Origin of the sequence: Paenibacillus filicis (genome assembly GCF_038070315.1) — a bacterium.
In the GTDB taxonomy this organism is placed as follows: domain Bacteria; phylum Bacillota; class Bacilli; order Paenibacillales; family NBRC-103111; genus Paenibacillus_G; species Paenibacillus_G filicis.
Genome location: NZ_JBBPCC010000008.1, coordinates 208,211 through 231,878, shown reverse-complemented (window position 1 = coordinate 231,878; position 23,668 = coordinate 208,211). Strand labels below are relative to the sequence as shown.

The following is a 23,668-nucleotide window of genomic DNA, read 5'->3' as shown; positions in this document are numbered from 1 at the left end:
TCCCCTTCCGTCCCCTCGAATAGTCTGCGGCTTATACCGGTTATCTTGGACCGCCGCAGCAGGTCCGGCTCCGTCAGACTGGCCTTAGACCCCGGGAAACTGCCCTCAGGTCCGTGAACCGCCACCCTTGGTTAGGCCCCAAAGTCTCGTCGCCTAGAACAGGTACGACATCGACTTCTTCATGCCCCCGGCCGCTAAGCCAGCACCCAGGTATCCTTGCAGCCTCCACCCTGCGAGGAATTGACCACAAGCGAGCCTTCCTTCATCGCGACCCGGGTCAGGCCGCCGGGGATGACATGCATCTGCTCGCCTGCTCCCTGCAGGACGAAGGCTCTCAGGTCGATATGACGCGGCTTCATCAGTCCGTCCTGGAAGACGGGGGCACGCGACAGCTGCACGGTCGGCTGGGCGATATAGCGGCCCGGATCTCGCCGGATCAGCTCGGCGAAGGCGTCGATCTCCGCCCGGGTCGCTGCCGGTCCGATCAGCATCCCGTAGCCGCCGGATAGGGAAGTCTCCTTCACGACCATCTCCGGCAGATGCTGCAGCACATAGTCCCGCTCCTCAGGCCGGGACAGCAGGTAGGTCGGCACATTGCGGAGAATCGGCTCCTCCTTGAGGTAATACCGGATCATATCCGGCACGTACACATAGATCGCCTTGTCATCCGCCACACCGGTTCCCGGAGCATTGGCGATAGCCAGGTTGCCAGCGCGGTAAGCATTCATGATCCCTGCTACGCCGAGCATCGAATCCGGCTGGAAGACGAGCGGGTCCAGAAAATCATCGTCCAGCCGCCGATACAGCACATCGACCTGCGCCATACCCTTCATGCCGCGGATATACAGCTTGTGATCGCGGGCGATGAGGTCGCGGCCTTCGACCAGATGGATGCCCATCTGCTGGGCGAGGAAGGCATGCTCGTAGTAGGCGGAGTTGTATTCCCCGGGCGTCAGCAGGGCGATGACCGGATCGGACTTGCCTCCGGGCGCCAGACTTCGCAGCATCGTGAGGAACCGGTTGAGACTGTGATCGACATCGCGAAGCGAGCAGGACAGCGTCAGCTCGGGGAACAGCTCCTTCATAATCGAGCGGCCCTTGAAGAGGTACGAGAAGCCGGAGGGCGAGCGAAGATTATCCTCCAGGACAAAGTATTCGCCGGACGCATCGCGGATCAGATCGATGCCCGAGGTCGTGATGTAGGAGCCGCCGGGCACCTCGACGCCCATCATCTCCGGCCTGAAGTAGCAGTTGGCGATCACCATCCGCCGGGGGACGATGCCGTCCTTGATGATATGCTGCTCATGGTACACATCATGGACGAATCGGTTCAAGGCTTTCACCCGCTGGATCAGACCCGCCTCCAGCATCGTCCAGTCCTCCTGCGGAATAATGCGGGGGATCAGGTCGAAAGGGATCGTGCGCTCCAGCGGCTGGGCCTGTTCCGGCTTATAGAGCGTGAACGTGATGCCCTCCTCCATCATCCGGCGCTCCATGCCCTGCTGCTTGGCTGCCAGCTCCTCCGGCCGCATCTGTGAGAAACGGCGGAAAACCTGCTCATAATGCCGGCGGATCGGCTCACGGGTGCCAAACATCTCATCATAAAAAGCTTGCAGAGAATACGGCGCTTGGGTTGTACGATCGCCTGTAGACATCGAAACCGCCCCCTTTTTCTATAATTATGTTAGATTAAATAACATTATATAACTGATAATTACGAATATTTCGAATTATTTTGTTATTTATACGTTCAATCATAATTTTTAAATCTTTTCACGTCAATATACATGACATATATTTTCCATAAAAAATATTTTATTTGGCTTGAACATGTAAAAAAACGCCTTGCGGCGTCCTTTAAGTTTGAGCATCGATGCTCATCGGAGTTCTAAGTGGGTGTCTGGTTCCCCCTGCACCCAGATTAATTCATTACATCACCTTCCATCGTGCTGCATTAAAACGAACCCGACTGGCTTTTCCTTACTTTTCAGCTTATCCACTCGACAACTTGATCCGCCGACTTACGTGTTTTTGTGCGCGGCTCCCGTAATCTGCTGCCGAACGCCACCATGCATGCTACACCGAAATGCTCATTGTCCATTACGCCTTGTTTAACTAACAATTGCTCTAACGCCTCCTTATCAAAGCCCTCGATCGGGCATGAATCGATGCCGATTTGTGCCGCCGCCGTCATCATATTGCCTAAAGCGATATAGGTTTGACGACATGCCCATTCAAACATGGCACGCTCGTTGCTCTGCAGCGCAAAATCGTTTTTCAGAAACTTGTCATATACGGCCCGCTTTTCTTTGGCTATCTCGGCCGGTAATTGCTGCACGACGTTCAGCATATTTTGTATATAGGGGGAATCTGCGGCCATGTCCTTTGGCAGCCTTGACAGAATAATAACAAAGTGACTGGCACTCTTCAGTTGTTTAACCGCTCCCCATGCGTACTCCTTCAGTTGCTCACGCAGCTCCATATTCTGAACCACGATAAATTTCCAAGGCTCGAAGCCGAAGGAACTGGGCGACAATCGGCCCACCTCCAAAATAAAATCAAAATCGGCAGCGCTGATTTTTTTGTTGTGGTCAAATTCCTTAGTAGCATGTCTGAAGCTAAAAGCTGATAGAATATCATGTTTTGTATGTTCCAGGCTGTTCATCTCTCCATCTCTCCTCACCAGTTCCTTCTTATTGACGGACGCCCCGCTGTGCTTCTAATATTAGAATACAAGAAGAATATTTGTAAGAACGCACATTAATGTGGCTTAGTATCAATAATGTGACCTGAATCGAGGCGATAGCATGAGAGATCGAAAAGGCGGGTTTGGGCCTACTCCCGGAGCCAATACCGAGGCATGTCCTGTTGAATATACGCTGAATGTAATCGGAGGAAAGTGGAAAGGCATCATTCTGTATCATCTGATCAAAAGCCCAAAACGATTCAATGAATTCCGGAGGATTTGTCCAAGCATCACTCAGAGGGTCCTCACGCTTCAGCTTCGCGAGTTGGAGGAAGACGGCGTGATTTCCCGTACTGTGTACCCAGAGATTCCTCCCAAGGTTGAATACGCCTTGTCTGATTTCGGCAGAACGCTCATTCCAATCATTATGCTTATGAAAGAATGGGGACAAGTCTATATGAGCAACGGCGCTGCACAACATGCTAATGACTCTGCCAATCTACATGATCTATAGATAAGCCGAGGGCTGTCCCTTCGTCACGTTCGCATTGGACATGACGCAGAGACAGCCCTTTCCCGCTCATAGCAGCTTATTCAGTTCACCAACAATCTCGTCGCAGCCAGATCCTCTTTGCTTCGTTCATTCATTTGCGCGGTGAAAAATAAGCCATTGATACATTCCATAATGTAAAAAAGCCCCGCTCTTCCTGAATCCAGGAAGAACGGGACTTGAGGTCGTACGAATTAGTAGGCCAAGGAGAACAAGCCGTTGATGTGCGACAGGTAGCGCACGTTGCTCGCTTCTTTCATCAGCGAAGCCGGCAGGCCTTTTAGTTTGGTTTGGCTGCCACCGACTGTCGCGATGCCGTCTTTGCGGCCGAGGCTCGCCAAGGTACCGGAGAATACCGGATTGAACGGCTCTGTTGGAGCGCCCTTGATGGAAGCAAAGATGTTGTAGCCGATCGTTTCGCCCATTTGCCAAGCAAGCTGAGCTGTTGGAGGGAATGGACGGCCTTCCGGTCCGATGACGACGGCGCTGTCGCCAGCAACGTATACATCAGGGTGGGAGACGGATTGCAACGTTTCGCTAACCGTTGCACGGCCGCGGTTCACTTCGACGCCGGAAGCGCCAACCAGTGCGTTGCCTTGTACGCCGCCTGTCCAGATGATCGTGTTCGATTCCAGGGAGCTGCCGTCTTTCAGGAATACGGTCGTTTCCGTAGCTTCGGTGATCGCAAGTCCTGTCAGGAAGGTTACGCCGCGTTTCTCCAGACTCGTCTGAGCACGCTCGATATGCTCCGCCGGGAAGCCCAGCAGGATGGAAGGACCGGCTTCAACTGTGTACAGGGATACGTCATTGAAGTCCACACCCTTCTTGCGGCACAGCCCAGGAAGCATGTCCGCCAGCTCGCCAACCAGCTCGATACCGGTCAAACCGCCGCCGCCGACCACGAAGGTTACGTCGGCTTTGTTTTTGGTTTTCGCGTATTCCTCAACCCGCGCTTCTACGTGCGCACGGATGCGGTTCGCATCGTCTACGGATTTCAGCGTGAAGCTGTTTTCCTGCAGACCTGGGATACCGAAGTAAGCCGTTTCGCTGCCGAGAGCGATAACGAGTGCGTCATAGTCGTACGTGATGCCGCTTTTCAGGACAACACGCTTTTCGTCCAGACCGATCGTCTCGACGGTATCGATACGCAGGTTGATGTCTTTGCCGCGCAGCAGCTTCTCAAGCGGAAGCGCCACAGCCTGCTCCGTCAGGTTGCCTACGGCAAGACGGTGCAGCTCGGTAATGATTTGGTGGGAAGGGACCTTGTTCACGACCGTGATCGTCGCTTCCTCAGGGGTCAAATATTTGCGTGCTGTCAGGGCGCTGAGCAGACCGCCGTAACCGCCGCCCAGGATCAAAATATGCTTCGACATGCTTATCCTCCGTTCTGGTTATACCGAATTATTCGCCTTGGCGTTTTTGCTGGCTGCGTTGTGCCGAGATTTCCAGGAAAGCTTGGGCAAAACGGAATGTTTTTTGTACTTGCGGGTCCTTCAGCATTTTGAGCAGACCGAACAGGCCGATCGTAGCCGTCTCGACTTGAGCGCGGTCATTGGCTTCGATAGCGTTGGCTGCCAGAGTCTTAGCTCCCTCAACGATCGGCAGCGCCACTTCGCTGATACCGCCCTTGATGTCATCGACGAATACTTGGTCGGTAGCCAGGCTTTGCACCACATCATAGGTCTTGGTCAGCAGAGTCACCATTTCGGCCAGCTTCGGCAGATTTTCCACCAGCACGGTCAGCGATTCCTGCACCTCGGGTTTCATCAGTTGATCCAGCACATCTACGGATTCCCGTGCGATCGTTTGTGTCGTTTGAGACATAAGTCAACGTCCTCCTTTGCATGTAAAAAATAGAAGCCACCTGTGTCCGGATCCTGCTCGAGCCCTTACTTAGGCTTCAGATCTGCGTGCGCGTTACTTGACTTTGGGAAGGGAAATAACGTTCATGGATCCGTATGACGGCCTAATTGTACCAATTTTCACAACATGCTCGATAAAAGGGTCAGGCCCGAATCGGAGCCCTATGTTGGTTCTATTATAACTCCGCTTGCGCAAAGGTAGAAAAGCCAATTTTCGACAATTGTGAACAATTTGTGAATTAGACACAAGAGAACCCCCTCAGGCTAAGCCCGGGAGGCTCTGTGGCGGCCGATTAACGTGACATAAAGCAGGATCGCGATCAGATTCGCCGCGGCCATGACGATTCCCATCGGAAGCGCGGAGCTGTCTCCAGCGATGCCCACGAGAGGCGCGACCAGCCCTCCGAAGATAAAGGAAAGGACACCCAGCAGCGCCGACGCGCTCCCTGCCGCGGCCGACTGCCCAGCCATCGCCAGCGGGAACGAAGCCGTCCCGACCAGGCCGACGCAGGAGACAGCCACGAATAGCGGCGGCAAGATCCAGGCGAGCCCTGCGCCAGAGGCCAGCCCCGCCAGCAGCAGGACGCCGCTCACGGCGGCCAGCGTAAGGCCCGTGACCAGCAGCCGCGATTCGGGAATGCGTCCGGCCAGCCGGCCCGCTGTCTGGCTGGCCAGGATGATCCCTATGCCGTTCATCGCGAAGATCAGACTGAAGCCCTGCGGCGAGACGCCGTATAGGTTCTGCAGCACGAAGGGCGAGCCTGCGATGTAAGCAAACATCGCTGCCGTCACGAAGCCCTGGGACAGTGCGTAGCCCATGAAGGCACGGTCACGGACCAGCCGGCCAAGTGTTATCACCGTTTGGCGGACCCCGCCGCGCAGACGGCGCTCAGGCGGCAGCGTCTCCGGCAGCCCCAGCACCACAGCGAGCAGCGTGAGCACGCCGATCCCCGCCAGCACCAGAAATACGCCGCGCCACGAGGTGAACTCCAGCAGTTGGCCCCCCAAGATCGGGGCCAGAATCGGAGCCGCGCCGTTCACGAGCATGAGCAGCGCGAAAAACTTCGTCAGCTCCGTGCCCACATACATATCGCGGGCGATAGCGCGCGATATGACGATGCCTGCGGCGCCCGCCAGCCCCTGGATGAACCGCAGCGCCACGAAGGCGCCCGGCGAGCCGACGAGCATGCACAGCAGCGATGCTGCGGCAAAGACAAGCAGGCCCGCCAGCAGCGGCTTACGCCGCCCGTGCATGTCGCTGAGCGGACCGGCGATCAGCTGCCCGAGCGCCAGCCCGAGCAGACAGGCCGTCAAGCTGAGCTGTGCCATCGAGGCGCTCGTATTCAGGTCGCCTGCCAGCTGCGGCAAGGCGGGTAAGTACATATCCAGGGATAGCGGGCCGAAGGCGGACAGCACCCCCAGCACCAGCGCTGTCCATAAGCGGCGGCGGGATTGTTCCGGGGCCGCCCCGCCTCTCCGGGCTTCCCCTCCGGCCTGCCCTCCGCCGGTTGCCGAGCTTTCCTTCATTCCAGTTTCCATCCTTTCTCCGTACCCGATCAATTCTTCTATTCTACATCAACCGGGTCAAAAGGAAAATCAGCAATCCCGTGAACGGCAACCAGCTTTTCCAACAAAAAAACCTCCAAAATCCGAAGGTGACGCGAATTCTGGAAGCTTTGTGATTCAAGCTACTCGGATGATTTCCCTTCCCAGGCGAATTAGAGACTCCTATGACTCTTTGATTCCGGGCGCAGTACCAGACGCAGCGTCCGGCTGATCAGCACGGGCAGCACCGATACATGTCCCTCGCCCTCAAACTCTTTGTACTCCACGTCCACTCCACGGCTGGACAGGGTTGAGAGACGCCCGGCAAGCTCCCTCGCGTTATCATTAATGCGGGCGATATGGCTCTTTTCCAGCTCCCCCGCCCCTAGCAGCAGTTGAATCGCAGTAGGCTCCTGCTCCAGACGGGCCTTGAATTGCCGCTCCTGCTCCAGCAGCAACGACTCATTCCAGTGAATGGATGGGCTGCCTGCGATATAGCTCCGGAACGCATCCGGCTTCATAAACAGCGCATACAGGACGAACAGCCCGCCCAGCGAATGGCCGAACAGCGTCTGCCGGCTTCGGTCGATCTGGAATTCCCGTTCGATCAGCGGCTTCAGCTCCTGCTCGATAAACGCCAGGAAAGCCGCGGCCCCTCCTTGCTCAGGCAGCGGTGTACCATCCGGTTTCTGATGGTAGACCGTCGTCGGCTCAGGTGTCAAATCGTAATAGCGGTCCTCGGAGAACGGCGCCTCCGTCTCATAACCGATACCGACGATGATTGCGGGTAAGACTCCCGTTTTATCAGGGCGGCGGCCCTGCAGACGTATCGCTTCTACCATCGTGGCGAATACGGAATTCGCATCCAGCACATAAATGACCGGGTAACCCGAGGATGGCGGTTCCTCGGCAGGCTTAGCTACCATGATTTGATACTTGCGGTTCTCCGCACGTGAATGCATGATCCATTGTTCGGCACCCGGAAGCTCTACCTTGCGGCGGCGGGCGATGTCGTTAGGCAGAGCGCCCGGATCTTGATTAAGGGTAGTCACCTCGGCTCATTCCTCCCTGCATGATCTGGTACATATCCAAGCCGCAACACAGAGCCATCCTCCCCAGGTGTCTCTGCTTGCCTGGCATTGGCTTTAAAGAGAGTCGTTTCCCTGGTCACTTAACCAATAATCTGACGACATCGTCCATAATTTTCTCATAGGCAATCAGACCGCCGCCCAGCCAGTGGGCCTCGTCTACTTCGTACACATGTCCCTGCTTGACAGCAGGCATGGTTTTCCAGATCGGGCTGGCCATCATCTCCTTGATGCGGTCCGTCCCTTGTCCTCCCTGGTTAATCGTGAAGATGTAGTCCGCATCAATGTCCGGTAAAATCTCCATCGACACATTCGCGCTGTTCTCCTTCTCCACGAGCTTGACCTTGCCCAGACCCAGCTCCTGATGCAGAACATGGCCCGCAAAATAATTCGCACCCATCATGCTGATCCCTCGGGGGGCAAAACGAATGATCGAAGCTTTTTTCCCTTCAGCGACCTTAGCCAGCTTGGCCTTGGCCTCCGTTACTTTCTGGTCGTAGGCTTTTTGTGCTTGATCGGCTTCGGACGATTTGCCCAGCAGGTCCCCCAATACCGCAAGGGTCTTTTCCACATCGCCGGTTGCGTTATTGAACACGTAGGTAGGGGCTATTTTGGAATAGCTCTCGTACCCCTTGCTGGCATAATTGGCATTATGCAGAATGATAAAATCGGGATTATACGCCAGCAACGCCTCAGGTGACGGAAGTCCGGACGAGAAGTCAAGTGTCGGTACGCCCTGCAGCTCCACCTTCAGATAAGGATGCCCCTCCGTTCCATTCGCCCATTGCACCACAGGCTTGATGCCCAGCTTGAGCAGACAATCCTCCAGATACGGGGCAAAAATCCTCTTGGGCGCAGCCGGAAGCTTGACCTCATTGCCCATCTCATCCTTAACCGTACGCTCGGCCGGTGCCGGTGCTGCTGAGCTAGACACAGCTGCAGCCGGTTGACCGGATAGCTCCTGAACGTTCTCCTTATGGGAGCCGCAAGCCGTCAACAAGCTCCCGGCCAGCGCGAAGCACAGGAATGCGGCCGTATGGCGACGGATGAAAGCGCCAAGACCGTCGGCAGTCTGAACCATGATGGATCTCCTCCTGTAAACATATTTCTCATTGAGGAGGATTATAAATCATGTGGCGTAGACGTCACCATGGACGTTATCCTGACATTCATTTGGACAATTTCCCGTAAACAGCAGAAGTGCCTCATCCAGCATCCGATCGATGGCGATGGCGGAATACTCGAACCAAGGGTCCGAAGGGATCGGGTAGACCTGCCCTGCCCGCACGGCGTTCAGCTGACGCCAAGCCTTGGCATGCTGCAGCGACAGCCAGTAGGCCCGGGATACTGCCTCGGGACACACCATGAGCAGAATCCGGTCGGGGTTCAGAGCTGCCAGCTGATCCGGCGTCAGCCGGATGTTGCAGGCTGAGTCTTGCGGGTAAGCTGCCTGAAGCTGCAGGTCCCCGTACAGGATGTCCTCCAGTCCGCGGTTGCTGTACAAGTGGATACTCTGCCCATAGATGCGCAGGACCAAGATTTTGTCGCGACCCAACACCTCGGCGATCTGTAGCCGGGCAGACTTTACCTTCTGCTCGTAACGCACGATCCACTGCTCGGCCTGGTCCTCCCGGTCCAGAAACCGGGCAATCCCCCGCAGCTGCTCACGCCAGCCCGACTGCTGGGCCGGAACAAAATAAGAAGGCGCGATATCCATCAGTTGCGCCTGCTCGGAGAGACATAGCTGGTCATTCCCCACAATCGCATCCGGGCGGGCCTGAGCCAGCTTGTCGATATTCATCCCGAAGGTCCTGCTGGTGTAAGGGTCGGTCATCATCAGATGAGTCTTGATCTCAGTGCGGTACCTATGATAGTAATAGGCCGTCCACTTCGGATCGAGCGGCGCTGCCACAGGCATCACATGCAGAGCCAGCAGCTGCCCGGTCACGGAAGAAGAGCAGGCTGCCACCCGCTGCCTGGCATGTTTGACAAAGTCGGACGGAGTCATGCCTACCTCTTTCTTGAATTTACGGCTGAAATAAAATTCATCGCTGTAGCCCACCTTCAAGGCTATATCACGCAACCGGTCCCCCGACTCAGCCAAGTAACGCTTCGCCCGGTTTATGCGCAGATCGGTTATGTAATCCATCGCGCTCTGCCCATACGTCTTCTTGAACAGATCGACAAAATATTTGGGACTGATATTCGCCATCTCCGCCAATTGACCGATCGAAAGCGGCTCGTTATAGTGCTGATCCATGAATTCCCTAATCTCAACCAGACTCGTTTTCGGATCGCGGCCCGACTTTAACAAGCTTTTATCCGTCAGCGGTTTTTGTTCTGGAAGCATGGTGCTCCTCCTTTGGGTTGTTGGGTTCGAGCCATTGATTCGGCAGCAGCAACATATTCATCGGATTCAATTGAGAACCATTATCAACAACTAAGGTAGCACAGCCCCTTCCTCTAGTCAATGAATGGCGGAATTGTCAGGATGTTGGGATGTACGCGCAGCTACAAAATAGGCTGTCTCCCACACAGACGAATCTGCATGAAGGACAGCCCATGTATAGATGCCGAGATAGCTGCGCAAGCCGTTACCACGGGTAACCAGAGAAGACATGAGAGTCCCGGCCGATGGCTTCGCTCCGATCTGCTTCTACCGGGTACCCGAAGGAAGCGAACCAGGGGCCACACTAGCGTCAACCCCGCCGAGGCCCCCGCAGCACCTCCAGCGGCTTCCATTCCTCCGGCAGCAGCCGCTGATAAGACGGCTGAAGAAACCGGTCGTCGATCAGCACCAGGGTGCCGCGGTCCTGCTCCGTCCGGATCAGCCGCCCGCCGGCCTGCAGTACCTTATTGATGCCGGGATAGACGTAGGCGTAATCGAACCCATTTTTACCCGCGGCATCGTAGTAGGACTTGATCGTATCCCGTTCCACGCCGATCTGCGGAAGCCCGACTCCTACAACTACAACCCCTGTTAGCCGCTCGCCCGTCAGGTCGATGCCTTCAGAGAAGATACCGCCCATCACCGCAAAGCCCACTACAGGCCTCTCTCTTCCCGTCCGGAATTCGGCCAGGAACGCCGCCCGGTCCTCTTCGCTCATCTCCCCTTGCTGGACGAGGACATGCACCAGGCTCTCCTGCTCCGCAAAGCTGGCAAGCACCTCATTCATATACTCATAGGAGGGGAAAAATACGAGCTGATTGCCCGGCCTCTCACGGATCAGGGCATGCAGCATGCCGGCAATAGCGGACTTCGATGCCTCCCGGTCGCGGTAACGGGTCGATACCGGCAGCAGCTGTACCTCGAGCTGAGTCTTATCGAAGGGAGAAGGGATCGTAACCGCATAGTCGTCGTCCTCTCCTCCGAGCATATCCCGGTAATAGCCGAGCGGGGACAGCGTCGCGGAAAATAGAATCTGCGCCCGGTACCCCTTAGCCATCTGACGGAGCATTGCCGAAGGGTCCAGGCAGAACAGCTTAAGCCGGACATCGCTTTTGGACCATTCGGCCACAGTGACAAAGCGCTCGTCATAGGTGCCAAGCGCCCGGCTATACCGCTGGCAGGCAAAATACGTGTCGAGCAGCAGCTGCCGCGACTCTCCCCGCTCCGAAGCGGACAGCTCCCGTTCCGCCGCCTCGGTGAACGCCTCCACGCACGGGCCCAGAGCCTCCGGAGGCTCTTTATCCACCTTATGCCCCGCCCCCTCTTGCGCCTTCCGCCAGGCGATAAAAAAATCATTCACCGCCTTGGCCGCCTGGAACAGCCCGGTATTGACCCCCTTGTACGCGCGCTGCAGCGCCAGGAACGGAGCCTTCGTCAGCTCCGCCGAGTACATCTCGCGGGCCCGGTCCACCAGATTATGCGCCTCGTCGACAAGCAGCACAGCATGCCGCTTCAGCTCCTCCGGCTGGCGCTTGAGATACACCCGCGGGTCATAAATATAATTGTAGTCGCACAGCACCGCATCCGCCGTGTAGGCCGCATCCAGCGAGAGCTCGAACGGACAAACCGTATGCTTGCGCGCATAGGTCTCGACCGTTTCCCTCGTGATCAAGGTTTCGTTGGTCAGCAGATCGAGCAGCGCATCCTGCACCCGGTCGTAGTGCCCGTCGGCGAACGGGCAATGCTCCTTGTCGCAGCGCGTCTCTTCCTGGAAGCAGATCTTATCCTTCGCCGTCAGCGTGACCGAGCGCAGGTGCAGACCGCCGCTCTTCATCAGTGCAAATGCTTCCTCCGCCGCCGTGCGGGTCAGCGTCTTGGCCGACAGGTAAAACATCCGCTTCAGTAGGCCTTCACCGATCGCCTTGACGGACGGAAATAGCGTCGAGATGGTTTTCCCGGTACCCGTGGGGGCGCGTGCAAACAGCCGGCTTTCCTGCGCAATAGCCGTATACACGGCTCCCGCGAATTTTCGCTGGCCTCCCCGGTAAGCCGGGAAGGGAAATGCCAGCTCCTTGATGCTGGCGTCCCGCTGCCGGACATGCCGGAGCTCGAGGCGCGCGAACGGCGCATACGCCTCGGCGTACCGCTGCATGTCCGCGGCCAGCGCAGACAACTCCGCTTCACGCTCGAAGCGAAGCTGCTCTCCTGTCGCGACCTGCACGTACACGAGCCGCAGCCGCATGGTGGATAAACCCTCGCGAACCGCATACAGATAGGCGTAGCATGCCGCCTGCGCCCAGTGGACGGGATGCGTATCCTCCTGGATCTGGCTCAGCTCACGGGCCGTGGATTTGATCTCCTCGATGATAACAGCGGACTCCTCGAAGCGCAGTCCGTCGCAGCGTCCCTCCAGGTGGAACGTCAGCTCTTCGTGCTGCAGCTCACCCTCGAGATGAACCTCCTTGCGATCCGGCTCCTCATAGGTTTTCTGAATCGCCAGATGAGCCTTGGTCCCCTCCGCCAGCGGCGCCAACGTACGGAACCCGGAGTCGATGCTCCCGCTCAAATATGCATGCTCCACGAAGGCCCTTACCGATATGCCGACTGTGTCCGGCATGCTCTCACCCGCTTCCGTCCCAAAACATACGTTCGTTCCTATTACTATACCATGAGTCCGGCCCGATTACGAAGCAGCTAGCCCGATGTACCGGCTGCAAGCCGCCTAGTAAAAGGCCCTCCGCTGGGCCCGCGGCCCAAGGGCAATAAGAGGAAGCCCTGCTGAACCAGCATTCCCACCCTGAGGATGCCACTGCTTGCATAGCAAAGAGGGCGATTCGGCATCGCCCTCAAATTCCTTGTGTATGAACGGCTGAGCTGTCCCTATAGGACAACGTCCGCGACCGCTGCAAGGCCACAACCTTGAGCGGGTTTCCCAGCGCTGCCCCGGATTTGCCCAGCCACCTCCAAGAAGACCGGCTAGACGGCCCGGCTGCGCGCTCCGCCGCTGAACTGGCTCTCGTACAGGTCGGCATAGAAGCCCCCCGCCTTGAGCAGCTCATCATGGGTTCCTTGCTCGATGACCGAGCCTTGATTCATGACCAGGATCAGGTCCGCATAGCGGATTGTCGACAGCCTGTGCGCGATGACGAAGCTCGTTCGGCCCTGCATCAGCTCATTCATCGCACGCTGGATATGAGCCTCGGTCCGGGTGTCCACGCTGCTCGTCGCTTCATCGAGAATCAGAATCGGCGGGTCGGCCAGAATGGCCCGGGCGATGGTCAGCAGCTGCTTCTGCCCCTGCGAGATGTTGGAGGCTTCCTCATTGAGCTTCGTGTCGTAGCCTTCTGGCAGCGTACGGATGAAATGATCCGCATAGGCCGCTTTGGCAGCTGCCACAACCTCTTCCTCGGTCGCTCCAGCCCGGCCGTACGCGATATTGTCCCGGATCGTGCCGTTGAACAGCCACGTATCCTGCAGCACCATCCCGAGCAGGCCGCGCAGATCGGCTCTCCTCAGGCTCGTGATATCGACACCGTCGATCGTGATGCGTCCGCCATTCAACTCGTAGAAGCGCATCAGCAGATTGATCAGCGTCGTCTTGCCCGCACCTGTCGGACCGACGATCGCTACCGTTTGCCCCGGCTCCACTTGAAGATTCATATCCTCGATCAGCCGCACATCCTCCTTGTAGCCGAAGTCGACATGCTCGAAGCGTACCTCGCCTCTCGGCTCGGCAAGAACGGCAGGCGTCTGCGGCTCCGCAGCTTCCTCGGGCTCATCCAGCAGCTCGAACACCCGCTCGGCCGCGGCGATTGTGGACTGAATAATATTGGCGATCTGGGCCGTCTGGCTGATCGGCATGGAGAATTGGCGGGAGTAGGAGATGAAGGCCTGCACATCCCCGATGCGGATCGTCCCCTTCATGACCAGAATGCCCCCGACGACGCTGACCAGCACATAGCCCAGGTTGCCGACGAAATTCATCAGCGGCATGATCGTCCCCGATATAAACTGCGACCGCCAGGCCGCTTCGTACATGCGTGCGTTCACGGCATTGAACTGGTCGACCGACTTCTGCTCATGGCCGTAGGCCTTCACGATCGGATGACCCGTATACATCTCCTCCACATGTCCGTTCAGCTGCCCGAGCGACTGCTGCATCGTCCGGAAATGCTTCTGCGACCGCGGCGTCACCAGCCGGATCACCACAAAGCTGAGCGGCAGCGTCGCGACGACGATGAGCGTCATCAGCGGACTGATCGTCAGCATCATCACCACCACGCCGACCAGGGTCACGATCGAGGTGACCAGCTGCGTCAAGCTCTGCTGGAGGGTGCTGCTGATCGTCTCGATATCGCCGGAGACCCGGCTGAGCGTATCGCCATGCGGACGGGCGTCGAAGTATTTGAGCGGAAGCTTCGCCAGCTTCCGGTTCACTTCATCCCGCAGGTCATACACGATCCGCTGCGACACGCCGGCCATCACATACTGCTGCAGATAGCTGAACAAGGTGCTGACGATGTACAACCCGGCAAGCACAAGCAGAATATTGCCTATATATCCGAAATCAATGCCCGCTCCCGGTATCCCCTTCAGCTTCTCCATCATGCCTTCGAACAGCTTGGTCGTCGCGTTACCCATAATCTTGGGGCTGACGATGGAGAATACCGTACTGAGCACGGCTGCGGCCAGTACGAGACCGAGCGATAGCCTGTGCGGCTTGAGATACCCGATGAGCCTGCGCAGCGTGCCTTTGAAATTCTTGGCCTTCTGCGCAGGGCCCATCATACCGGGGCCGCCACGGCCCGGACCGAAGCCGAACCCCGGTCCGCCCGGTCCGCCAGGCCTCCCTGACGCAGCTCCTCCAGGAGCCTGGCCGCCGCCCTGTGTCATGCGCTGCTGCTCGCTCATGCGATCTCCTCCTCCGTCAGCTGGGAAGCTGCAATTTCACGGTAAACGGGCGACGATTCCAGCAGCTCGCGATGGGTGCCGGAGCCTACCAGTCGGCCCTCGTGAAGGACAAGAATCCGATCCGCCTCCATGACGGTGCTCACCCGCTGGGCAACGATCAGCACGCAGGCATCCGCCGTCTCAGGCAGCAGCGCCGCGCGGAGCTTCGCATCCGTCTTGAGGTCAAGCGCCGAGAAGCTGTCGTCGAACAGGTATATCGCCGGGCGTCTCACCAGCGCACGGGCGATGGCGAGACGCTGCTTCTGTCCGCCCGACACGTTGGCGCCGCCTTGCGAGATCGGAGCGTTGTATCCCTCCGGCATCTTGCCGATAAAGTCGGAAGCCTGAGCAATCTCCGCGGCACGCCGCAACTCCTCCTCGCTAGCTTCCTCGTTGCCGTAGCGGATATTCTCGGCGACCGTCCCGGTGAAGAGCGTAGCCTTCTGCGGCACCAGACCGATCTGAAGCCGCAGACTTTCCTGCGTCATCGTGCGAACATCGCTCCCCCCGATAAGTACCTGGCCTTCCTCCACATCATAGAATCGCGGGATCAGATTGATCAGGGTAGACTTGCCGGAGCCGGTACCCCCGATAATCGCGGTCACCTCGCCCGGATGCGTCTCGAATGAGATATCCGTCAGCGCAGGCATCTCGGCTCCCGGATAACGGAAGCTTACCCCGCGAAACTCTACGGAAGGCCGCGTAGCTGTCCTAGGGCGTGACGACTCGCCGTCACGGATATCCGGCTTCATCGTCAGTACCTCCTGGATGCGAACCGCCGAGGCGGAAGCGCGGGGAATCATGACGAACATCATCGATGCAAAGACGAGCGAGAACATGATCTGCCACGCATATTGAATGAAAGCGATCAGGTCGCCGACCTGCATATGGCCGTTGTCGATGCGGATGCCTCCGTACCAGATGATCGCGATGCCGGCAAAATTCAGCACCAGCATCATGACCGGCATCATGGAAGCCATAATCCGGTTCACCTGGATCGCCGTATCCGTCAGATCGCCGTTGGCCTGGGCAAACCGCTCCTGCTCATGCGGAATCCGGTTGAACGAGCGGATAACCCGAACTCCCGTCAGCTGCTCACGCAGGACGAGGCTCAGCCGGTCCAGCTTGGTCTGCATCGCCTTGAAGAGCGGACCGCCCTTACGGAAGACGAGGAAGATGAACAAGGCCAGCAACGGCACAATGCCGATCAGCACAAGGGACAGCACCGCATCCTTGGAGACCGCCATCACGATCCCGCCGATGCACATCATCGGAGCCATCACGATAACGCGCATCATGATGCCCAGTACTTGATAGAGCTGGTTAATATCGTTGGTCGTTCGGGTGATCAGCGAAGCTGTGCCGATCTTATCGAACTCCTGGAGCGAGAACTGCTCCACATGGGCGAATACACGGCTGCGCAGATCGCGGGCGAAGCCGCTGGCCGCTCGGGACGACCAGTAGCTTGCGCCCACGGAACAGGCCGCGCCGAGCGCGGCGACGAGCAGCATGAATCCGCCGATCCGCCAAATATACGGCGTATCCCCGGTGACAACGCCGTGGTCGACGATATCAGCCATCAAGGTAGGCAGATACAGGTCGGACAACGATTGGAGCAGAATAAGGACCAAGACGAGCCCCACGGCCACCCGGTAAGGCTTGAGATACCGGAATAATTTCAACATATCCGCTTCCTCCTAAGCTTTATAGATGATCCATTTCATCGGACCGCTGCGCCTCAGCTTTACCTGCAAGCTCGCGGTAGTACGCACCTACATCGTTCAGCAGCCCGGTCAACTGACTGGAACGCTCTGCCCCGAGATGTCCGATCAAGCCCGTCATGCCCTCCAGCATCCGCCGTTCTCCTTCAGCCGTTGCTTGCAGACCTGCATCACTAAGCCGGATCCGCACCACCCTGCGGTCTGACGGGTCAGCCTGACGCTCCAGCAGTCCCCGAGCCTCCAGGACATTCACCATCTGCGAGACGGTGGGCGACGATACGCGCAGAAGCTCGCTGAGCTCGCTGGCCTTCAAGCCCTGAGGCCCGCCTGACGGCTCATCGTGCTTACCTGTCTCCCGTGGCTCAGGATCACCCCGCTGACCTGAGTGCTGCATGCGGCCTTCCCGGTGGAATCCAGGCCCCCCAAATCCCCCTCCTCTTCCAGGTCTGCAGCCATTCATACTTCTGCGTACGACGAATAACAACATGGTCTCACTTGGCGTACAGCCCTCTAACGGCCTGCGGTTGCCCCAGTTCACCTGCCGCAGCTGCCGAAAAGCGCGCATCAGCTCCAGGGCCATATCATCATGCTCTTCACTCATACCTCCAGCTCCTTATTGAAGTGTGCGAACATAGCGATCATGGATTACCTGACTTCGCAAATATTTCATCACTTATTATTTTACTTAGCTAACCTAAATATATACACGTGAATTATATCTGTCAATAGGATTCTCCAGGCCCGACAGACGCCTTCGCGGGTTCGCCCAGCTAGACATTTTTATAGTGAAGTTCCGGGAGTGATTCGATATAATGGGGGCATTCAAGCTCAGCAGTCAACAAGCGAGGAGCAGATGGACTAGCCATGATGGCCGATCAAACCGCTTATTGGAAAAAATATATAGCCGCTGTGCAGCTCGATCTCTCCATTGCCTCCTACACCAAAGTTTCGGACTCCTGGAGAGACGACGATTACGTACCTGATTTCAACAAGCTTTACTATATCCTCGAAGGCGAGGGATACGTCAAAATCGGCCAGCAGACCTACTATCCGAAGCCCGGCCAGCTCTTCCTGCTGCCGGCTGGAGAGATTCAGGCCTACGGGACGACAGGCGGGGATCCGTTCGGCAAATACTGGTGCCACTTTACAGCCAAAACGGGCGAGCAACCGCTGTTCCAGCTGCTGGACGTGCCGCCCTTTGTCGAAGTCGGACACTCCCCTCAGCTGGAGGACACCTTCGAGCAGCTCATTCACTGGCACAAGGCGGATACCTTGAGCTCCGGCCTGCGGGTGAACGCATTGCTGCTGGAGCTGCTCGCCGGGTTCCTCGATCGGGCGGGTCCTGTACGCTTCCGCACCGGAGCATCCGCAACTCTGGACAAGATCAATCAGGTGCTCCGCTACATCGATGAGCATCTGGCCGAACATCTATCGCTGGAGGAGCTGGCTCAGGTGGCGCATTTCCACCCCAACTATTTCATCCGGGTGTTCAAGAACACGACAGGCGCTTCTCCCATCCAATACATCAACCGGCGGCGTATGGATAAGGCCAAGCGTCTGCTCTCCTTCTCCCCCCTCAACGTGACGGAAATCGCCGACTCGCTGGGGCTGGAGATGTCTTATTTTTCCCGCATGTTTAAGGAACATACCGGGTTCTCTCCGAGCCAGTTCCGGGACCTGTATCCTCACTCTTGACATTGGCACAGCAAAGAAGCCGCTTCCAGGGCCGCCTTACAGGCGGACGAAGCCGGCTTCTTTGCGCATATCAGCCTAGATGTCTTTTATCTTTCTTTGGAATTCAGCGATTCCCTTAAGGCCGATTGACAGATCTGCCATTCGAACCTTAGGGATTCAAGCCCGATCTCCGTTCGAACCGGACCGCATCCGCCCGGGTATAGATCATCTCCGCAGCCGGAGTAGGCGGGTCCGTTGTCGTGGGAGTCACTCTCGTCATTTTCACATACTCACTGCCGTCTCCGGTGAACGAGTAAGTACCCAGGCTGACCCAGCCGGACGACCCTGCCGATTGGTTCAGGTATACGGTCTCGGTTACCGTTTGGTGCTTCAGCTCCACTTGGATATGGGGATCCTGGGATGTTGTATGCACGATGTTATAGATAGAAACCGTATAGACTCCTGCCGGAAGCTGACCGACCCACTTGACCGACGAGCCCTGCGTCGTCGTGTAGCGTGACTTTACGCCGGTCTTGTAGCCGTACAGATTGCTCTGATTCCATGAGCCTTCCGCCTGGTACAAGCCGTCCGTGTTCGTGTTGTCTACAATCACAACCAGATCCCGGATGGGAAGGGCCAGACGGGGCGTCTCCAAAGTAACGCCGTCCACGGTTACGACAGCCCAGGCCTTGATCTCGGCAGTAATCCCGTCCAATGCGTTCAGACTGACCAGGCCGCCAGCATCCACCGTTGCCAGATCGGTTCGATCCACATAGTAATTCACCTGCGCTTGGCTCAAATCCCCGGGCAGCCCATTGTCCATGTAACCCGCCACGCTCAGCTGGACCGTCCGGGTCATCTCCAGCACCTCTTTGTTCGAGCTAAGGGTTACGGAAGCCCACTCGGGTCTGGCTTGTTCGCTAACCCACATGACTGCATCGGCTACAACCCGCGAATTGCTTCCCTGATTGGTCAGCTCCACATACCCGCTTCCACCTGCAGAGAAGGGGAACGCCCCCAGATAGCCCCAGGTTCCCGCGGAAGCCTGCTCGTTCACCGTAACGGCTTGCGAGCCGCCATCATAGTAAACACGGAAGGTGGCGTTCGTGGACCAATTCTCGCTGGCTATGGTCATCCGGGGAATCTTGTAATAGACATGGTAAGTTACGGTCTCTGGAAGCTCAGGCTGCCAACGGATTTTGCCGGTAGCCGCACCCGATGTCGCTCTAGCGTATACATATCCGTCATAATAGTAGCCGTCCCCCGTCGTATCACGAATCCATACCCCTTCTGTCACAGCCTCGGTATTGTCCACAACGATGGAATCTTGCGGCTGCCAGTCCGGCTGAGCCGGAGGAATCGCGGTGTAGGCGGGAAGGTACAGGGTCCGCGCCCGGGTCCGCTTGCCGGCCGCTTCCACGTAATAGGTGAAGGTCTGGGCCGGGTCATCGACCCGCACGGACCATTCCATCGGATAGATCAGATCGGGTACAGCGGTGTACGTCGCCCCCCCGTCCAGCGAATAATGAAGCGTAGAGGCCTCCTCCGTCTTGGCTTGCACGTAAGCGTTATAAGAGGTTCCATCCGGCTTGACGATCAGCATGCCCTTCACCGCATCGATGGGACTGTGCGTGTCGAAGAAATAGCTGGCATCGCTCGGATCCGCAGCAGGCTCAGCGCCGTGAAGCTCCACCTGAATATCCAGTCCCGCTACGATGACCGCCGTCAGCCCCCCGCCCGAAACCGTAAGGTCAAGCTTGCCTCCGGTCATAACGGCTTGCTGAGGCGTGCCGTTATCGCGAATAATCGTCACCGGGTAGGATTTCTGGGGATCCAGCCCGATGATCTGCGGGTTCAGGACAACCTCCGCCTGCTGTTCTTCAGCCGAGGCGTTGCTGAGGCCGATATAGAACCGGCTGCCGCTCTCCGCCGTGATCCAGTTCAGTTGAGGATTTCCGGTTTCGATAATCCCCTTGGGCATCCACAGCCATACACCGGAATTCCCATAGAAGGTGCCTGGCTTATGGCCGTACAAGTGATATTTGAACCAAAGGAAGCTGGTTTCGAATACCGATGGAAAGGAGATGCTGCCTCCCGATTTCAGGGACTGTTCGCTGATCAGATAATCCATGGTCTGCCCCAATTGGGCGGGCATGTGGTGATAATAAACAGACGTAGGCTCGCTAGGTCCCTGCAGAGGGAAATCCGGCTCAAGCTGGCTGACCGAAAAACCCTTATAGTAATAGCCCGGGTAATTGGAATAGCGTCCGATGACCGCATTGTGGGCAATGTCCTGCAGCAGGGTATCGCCGGTATATTGGGACAGCCTCAGCAGGAAGGGAGCCTCCTGCGCATTCATCCGGTAATACAGGGAGGTATTGGCCGCCTCGAAGGTCAGGCCGCTCGGCGAAACCAGCCAGCTGTCCACCGCCATGTCTCCGCTCTCATATTCCGGGAAGTCATCCCGGGGATATGCGTATTTGCCGCTGGCCGGCCAGTGAAAGGATTCGCGGTACGGGGCGGCCGGCTGAGGAATCGTGAAGCTTCCCTCCGGTACCGGGCGGGCCACGAACATCGTGGCGTACCGCTTGGCTTCCTTGTAAGCGGCATTCAGGTACGGTTGCTCCTTGGTCTCCTCGTACAGCTCCAAAATTTCCATCCAGAGCTTGCCATGGTTATATATAAATTCATTCGGGGACATGTTCTCAGAAGCCGGCGTGTCGATGTGCTGGGCAATGTAGGCGTCAGCCTGCGCCTTGGCCTGCTGCAGATAGAAAGCCTCGCCGGTAGCCCGGTACATCATCAGAGGCTGAATGACAGGCCCCCTGCCGCTCTGGTCCGGATTCCGGTAACGGTACTCCTCCTGCGCCAGCTTGCCGATGCCTGCCGTTCCCTTCATCAGCTCGGACAGGGCCGCGACCGACGACACATCATAGGGCAGAGAGCCCATCTTCCACCAGGAGGGCACGCTGTACACCGGTTTTTTCGTCGGCGACCAGCCGAAGTTGTTCCGCGATACCCCAAACTCCACAGAGGGCAGTGCGCGGCTGTCGTACAGATCGTCGTCTCCGGTCAGATAATAGGCGCTGAGCAGCACGCCATTGGATGTGGCGCGTACCGAGTCTTCATTTTCGATATCGATGAAGCTCTTCGCCCGGCTCCACCAGCCGCTAGGCGATGGCACATACTGTACCGAATCGTCCCCGTCCGGCTCGATCTTCAGCAGGTCGATCATATTGAACATGGCGTCGGTAAGGGACTGCCCGGCCACATTCTTCCGGTAAGCCGTATACCCGTATTCGCTGCGCAGAATATGCTCATAGGCATCGTACAGCGTACTATTCCGGGCCAACAGGCCGATACGGAAGCGGTACGTGCTCTCTGCGGTCATGTGCGAATAGGCTCCGAACTGGGGAGCGTACAGAATGGGCTGAACGCTTCCCTCATTATTCACCAGACTTATGCCGAGGCGCTGGCTGGAGGCTCCGCCATGGGCTTCGAATTCCAGCGGCAGCTCCCCCGAGGGTACAAATACCCCGTAAGTGAGTGCACCTCCATTTCCGTCCGCTTTCTCCACCAGCCCCATAGGCGCAGTCAATTGCCACAGACCTACGGATTCCACCGTTCCTACCATCTTCGCATGGGATTTGAAGCCGCTCAGCACCTCCTTCACCTCAGTGGAAGCCTCCGCGGTGAAGGACTGGTAGCCAATCACATAGTTTCCGTCACGGCGGGGAGTAAAGGCATAGGAGACCTCAGGCTTATCATGCTCCATCGACCAGGTGACGCTAAAACTGTAATCGCTTTCATGCGAGGAGTCAGTCAAGACAACAGTCTGGCTGCCTGTAAACTCGATCCCGTCGAAGGTGACCCAGCTTTTGTTCATTGTGTTGTAGTAGTTGGACCGCAGGCCGGCGTCTCCATCCAGGATGACCCATTGCTCCTCCAGTCTTTCCGGAACCGTATTGGCCGCTACCCAGGTTCCCGTCACCCCGTCTTTATAGTATAGATCGCGTACGATGGACTTCCCGCCATCCCAAGACGCCTCGTAGAAAATCGCTTTGCTGGTATCATTTTCGATGCTGCCTTTTTCCACATAGGTGAGATTGGATAAGGTACGGTCGCGCAGAGGCGGTAGAGGAGGCGCCTTCTGCTTGATGAAGCCTTCGAATTTCAAAGCATCCAACCGGGTCACAATGTTGCCGGTCGTAGGCTGCACCCGGGTGATCCGTACAAACTCGGCACCCGTGCCGCTGAACTCATATTCTCCGAGCTCCACCCAGCCAGTCCCTCCCGCCGATGGCTGCAGATTCAGGTATTGAATATCGGTCTGGCCGTTATGGACAATTTCGATCTTGACATTATTGTCGGCCCTATCCGCCCAATCCAGCTTGTACACGGATATCTTCGCCAATCCGGCCTCCAGCCGAGGATTCCAGGTAATGGCCTCATGGATGGTATCCGTATAGCGGGTGCTGGAATTGTTGTAGCCCTTGACGCCCGTGCTTATTTTCCAATTACTGGAGGCGGAATAGCCTTCATCGCCGTCATCCATGATCAGGGTATGGAAAGGGACCTCGTGCTGCGAAATGTACCCCTCGAACTTCACGGCATCGGCCCGGGTCAGGATCGTGCCGGTCGTAGGCTGCACCCGGGTCAAGCGGACAAATTCGCTGCTCGCTCCATTGAAATAAAACTCTCCCAGCTCTACCCAGCCGGATCCTCCCTGCGACGGCCGCAGGTCCAGATATTGCACATCCGTCGTTCCGTTATGCACAACTTCGAGCTTGACATGGTTATCCGCTTTATCCTCCCAATCCACCTTGTACAGGGAGATTTTGACGTTGCCCTCCTTCAAGGCCGGGTTCCAGGTGATGCTGTTGTTCAGTGTATCCGTCCTGCTGCTGCTGGAATTGTTATAGCCCTTCACCGTAGTGGTCGTGCTCCACCTGCCAGTCGTCGAGTACCCGTTGATCGCATTGCCAGGGTCGCTAGTGACGACCCCGTCAATCGTAAGACTTCCATCATCGATAATGATCGTTTTGTACGGCGGTGTTTCGGCCGCAGCGGTCTCACCGGTCCCATAGTAGGTCGACGGGGCCAACAGGACCCAAATAAAGCTCAGCAGCAGCCATATCCTGATTTTTCCTGGCACTAGCTCATACCTCCTTTGTACTGTACGGCTATCCAAGCATAGTTCAGT

General features: G+C 57.2%; 16 protein-coding genes. 2 read left to right on the top strand and 14 right to left on the bottom strand.

The window, feature by feature from the left end; all coding sequences use genetic code 11:
- Positions 1–194 precede the first annotated feature (194 nt).
- Positions 195–1,655: a circularly permuted type 2 ATP-grasp protein gene (locus tag WMW72_RS14660; protein ID WP_341416235.1), complete on the bottom strand. Its 1,461-nt coding sequence runs from the start codon at positions 1,653–1,655 to the stop codon at positions 195–197.
- Between the two features lie 332 nt (positions 1,656–1,987).
- A complete protein-coding gene (locus tag WMW72_RS14655; RefSeq protein WP_341416234.1) occupies positions 1,988–2,665 on the bottom strand; it encodes an NAD(P)H-dependent oxidoreductase in 678 nt (225 codons plus the stop codon).
- Between the two features lie 142 nt (positions 2,666–2,807).
- Between WMW72_RS14655 and WMW72_RS14650 the strand changes: the two genes are divergently transcribed.
- Positions 2,808–3,200, top strand: coding sequence for a winged helix-turn-helix transcriptional regulator (locus WMW72_RS14650; protein WP_341416233.1), 393 nt, complete (start codon positions 2,808–2,810; stop codon positions 3,198–3,200).
- 230 nt (positions 3,201–3,430) lie between these two features.
- On the opposite strand, the gene WMW72_RS14645 is transcribed toward WMW72_RS14650, so the two are convergent.
- From WMW72_RS14645 to WMW72_RS14595, 11 genes are all read right to left on the bottom strand, one after another.
- Complete coding sequence (locus tag WMW72_RS14645) at positions 3,431–4,609, bottom strand: NAD(P)/FAD-dependent oxidoreductase (protein WP_341416232.1); 1,179 nt, start codon at positions 4,607–4,609, stop codon at positions 3,431–3,433.
- Positions 4,610–4,637: 28 nt separating this feature from the next.
- Positions 4,638–5,060, bottom strand: coding sequence for a DUF1641 domain-containing protein (locus WMW72_RS14640; protein WP_341416231.1), 423 nt, complete (start codon positions 5,058–5,060; stop codon positions 4,638–4,640).
- Between the two features lie 302 nt (positions 5,061–5,362).
- Entirely contained in the window at positions 5,363–6,637 is a 1,275-nt protein-coding gene (locus WMW72_RS14635) for a multidrug effflux MFS transporter (protein WP_341416230.1), read from the bottom strand.
- Between the two features lie 179 nt (positions 6,638–6,816).
- Positions 6,817–7,695 (bottom strand): alpha/beta hydrolase, encoded by an 879-nt coding sequence (locus WMW72_RS14630; RefSeq protein WP_341416229.1) that lies wholly within the window; start codon positions 7,693–7,695, stop codon positions 6,817–6,819.
- A gap of 115 nt (positions 7,696–7,810) precedes the next feature.
- Positions 7,811–8,812, bottom strand: coding sequence for an ABC transporter substrate-binding protein (locus WMW72_RS14625; RefSeq protein WP_341416228.1), 1,002 nt, complete (start codon positions 8,810–8,812; stop codon positions 7,811–7,813).
- Positions 8,813–8,860: 48 nt separating this feature from the next.
- Complete coding sequence (locus WMW72_RS14620; RefSeq protein WP_341416227.1) at positions 8,861–10,081, bottom strand: AraC family transcriptional regulator; 1,221 nt, start codon at positions 10,079–10,081, stop codon at positions 8,861–8,863.
- A 117-nt stretch (positions 10,082–10,198) separates the two neighbouring features.
- Positions 10,199–10,351 carry a hypothetical protein gene (locus WMW72_RS14615; protein WP_341416226.1) on the bottom strand — a complete coding sequence of 51 codons (153 nt, stop codon included), beginning with the start codon at positions 10,349–10,351 and terminating at the stop codon, positions 10,199–10,201.
- Positions 10,352–10,430: 79 nt separating this feature from the next.
- Positions 10,431–12,737, bottom strand: a complete 2,307-nt coding sequence (locus tag WMW72_RS14610) for an ATP-dependent DNA helicase (protein ID WP_341416225.1) — start codon at positions 12,735–12,737, stop codon at positions 10,431–10,433.
- 359 nt (positions 12,738–13,096) lie between these two features.
- Positions 13,097–15,031: an ABC transporter ATP-binding protein gene (locus tag WMW72_RS14605; protein WP_341416224.1), complete on the bottom strand. Its 1,935-nt coding sequence runs from the start codon at positions 15,029–15,031 to the stop codon at positions 13,097–13,099.
- Entirely contained in the window at positions 15,028–16,755 is a 1,728-nt protein-coding gene (locus tag WMW72_RS14600) for an ABC transporter ATP-binding protein (protein ID WP_341416223.1), read from the bottom strand. The genes WMW72_RS14605 and WMW72_RS14600 overlap by 4 nt, the downstream gene beginning before the upstream one ends.
- Positions 16,756–16,774: 19 nt before the next feature.
- Positions 16,775–17,392 carry a MarR family winged helix-turn-helix transcriptional regulator gene (locus tag WMW72_RS14595; protein ID WP_341416222.1) on the bottom strand — a complete coding sequence of 206 codons (618 nt, stop codon included), beginning with the start codon at positions 17,390–17,392 and terminating at the stop codon, positions 16,775–16,777.
- A gap of 263 nt (positions 17,393–17,655) precedes the next feature.
- Here WMW72_RS14595 and WMW72_RS14590 point away from each other — a divergent pair, with 263 nt between their 5' ends.
- A complete protein-coding gene (locus tag WMW72_RS14590) occupies positions 17,656–18,486 on the top strand; it encodes an AraC family transcriptional regulator (protein WP_341416221.1) in 831 nt (276 codons plus the stop codon).
- A gap of 148 nt (positions 18,487–18,634) precedes the next feature.
- Here the strand turns inward: WMW72_RS14590 and WMW72_RS14585 are convergent, their stop codons facing one another.
- Positions 18,635–23,620 carry a golvesin C-terminal-like domain-containing protein gene (locus WMW72_RS14585; RefSeq protein WP_341416220.1) on the bottom strand — a complete coding sequence of 1,662 codons (4,986 nt, stop codon included), beginning with the start codon at positions 23,618–23,620 and terminating at the stop codon, positions 18,635–18,637.
- Positions 23,621–23,668: the final 48 nt, after the last annotated feature.

What these genes read in the sequence shown, in the direction of transcription:
- WMW72_RS14660 (WP_341416235.1), bottom strand. Translation starts at nt 1,655, where the DNA reads ATGTCTACAGGCGATCGTACAACCCAAGCGCCGTATTCTCTGCAAGCT.
- WMW72_RS14655 (WP_341416234.1), bottom strand. Translation starts at nt 2,665, where the DNA reads ATGAACAGCCTGGAACATACAAAACATGATATTCTATCAGCTTTTAGC.
- WMW72_RS14650 (WP_341416233.1), top strand. Translation starts at nt 2,808, where the DNA reads ATGAGAGATCGAAAAGGCGGGTTTGGGCCTACTCCCGGAGCCAATACC.
- WMW72_RS14645 (WP_341416232.1), bottom strand. Translation starts at nt 4,609, where the DNA reads ATGTCGAAGCATATTTTGATCCTGGGCGGCGGTTACGGCGGTCTGCTC.
- WMW72_RS14640 (WP_341416231.1), bottom strand. Translation starts at nt 5,060, where the DNA reads ATGTCTCAAACGACACAAACGATCGCACGGGAATCCGTAGATGTGCTG.
- WMW72_RS14635 (WP_341416230.1), bottom strand. Translation starts at nt 6,637, where the DNA reads ATGGAAACTGGAATGAAGGAAAGCTCGGCAACCGGCGGAGGGCAGGCC.
- WMW72_RS14625 (WP_341416228.1), bottom strand. Translation starts at nt 8,812, where the DNA reads ATGGTTCAGACTGCCGACGGTCTTGGCGCTTTCATCCGTCGCCATACG.
- WMW72_RS14620 (WP_341416227.1), bottom strand. Translation starts at nt 10,081, where the DNA reads ATGCTTCCAGAACAAAAACCGCTGACGGATAAAAGCTTGTTAAAGTCG.
- WMW72_RS14615 (WP_341416226.1), bottom strand. Translation starts at nt 10,351, where the DNA reads ATGTCTTCTCTGGTTACCCGTGGTAACGGCTTGCGCAGCTATCTCGGC.
- WMW72_RS14610 (WP_341416225.1), bottom strand. Translation starts at nt 12,737, where the DNA reads ATGCCGGACACAGTCGGCATATCGGTAAGGGCCTTCGTGGAGCATGCA.
- WMW72_RS14605 (WP_341416224.1), bottom strand. Translation starts at nt 15,031, where the DNA reads ATGAGCGAGCAGCAGCGCATGACACAGGGCGGCGGCCAGGCTCCTGGA.
- WMW72_RS14600 (WP_341416223.1), bottom strand. Translation starts at nt 16,755, where the DNA reads ATGTTGAAATTATTCCGGTATCTCAAGCCTTACCGGGTGGCCGTGGGG.
- WMW72_RS14595 (WP_341416222.1), bottom strand. Translation starts at nt 17,392, where the DNA reads ATGAGTGAAGAGCATGATGATATGGCCCTGGAGCTGATGCGCGCTTTT.
- WMW72_RS14590 (WP_341416221.1), top strand. Translation starts at nt 17,656, where the DNA reads ATGATGGCCGATCAAACCGCTTATTGGAAAAAATATATAGCCGCTGTG.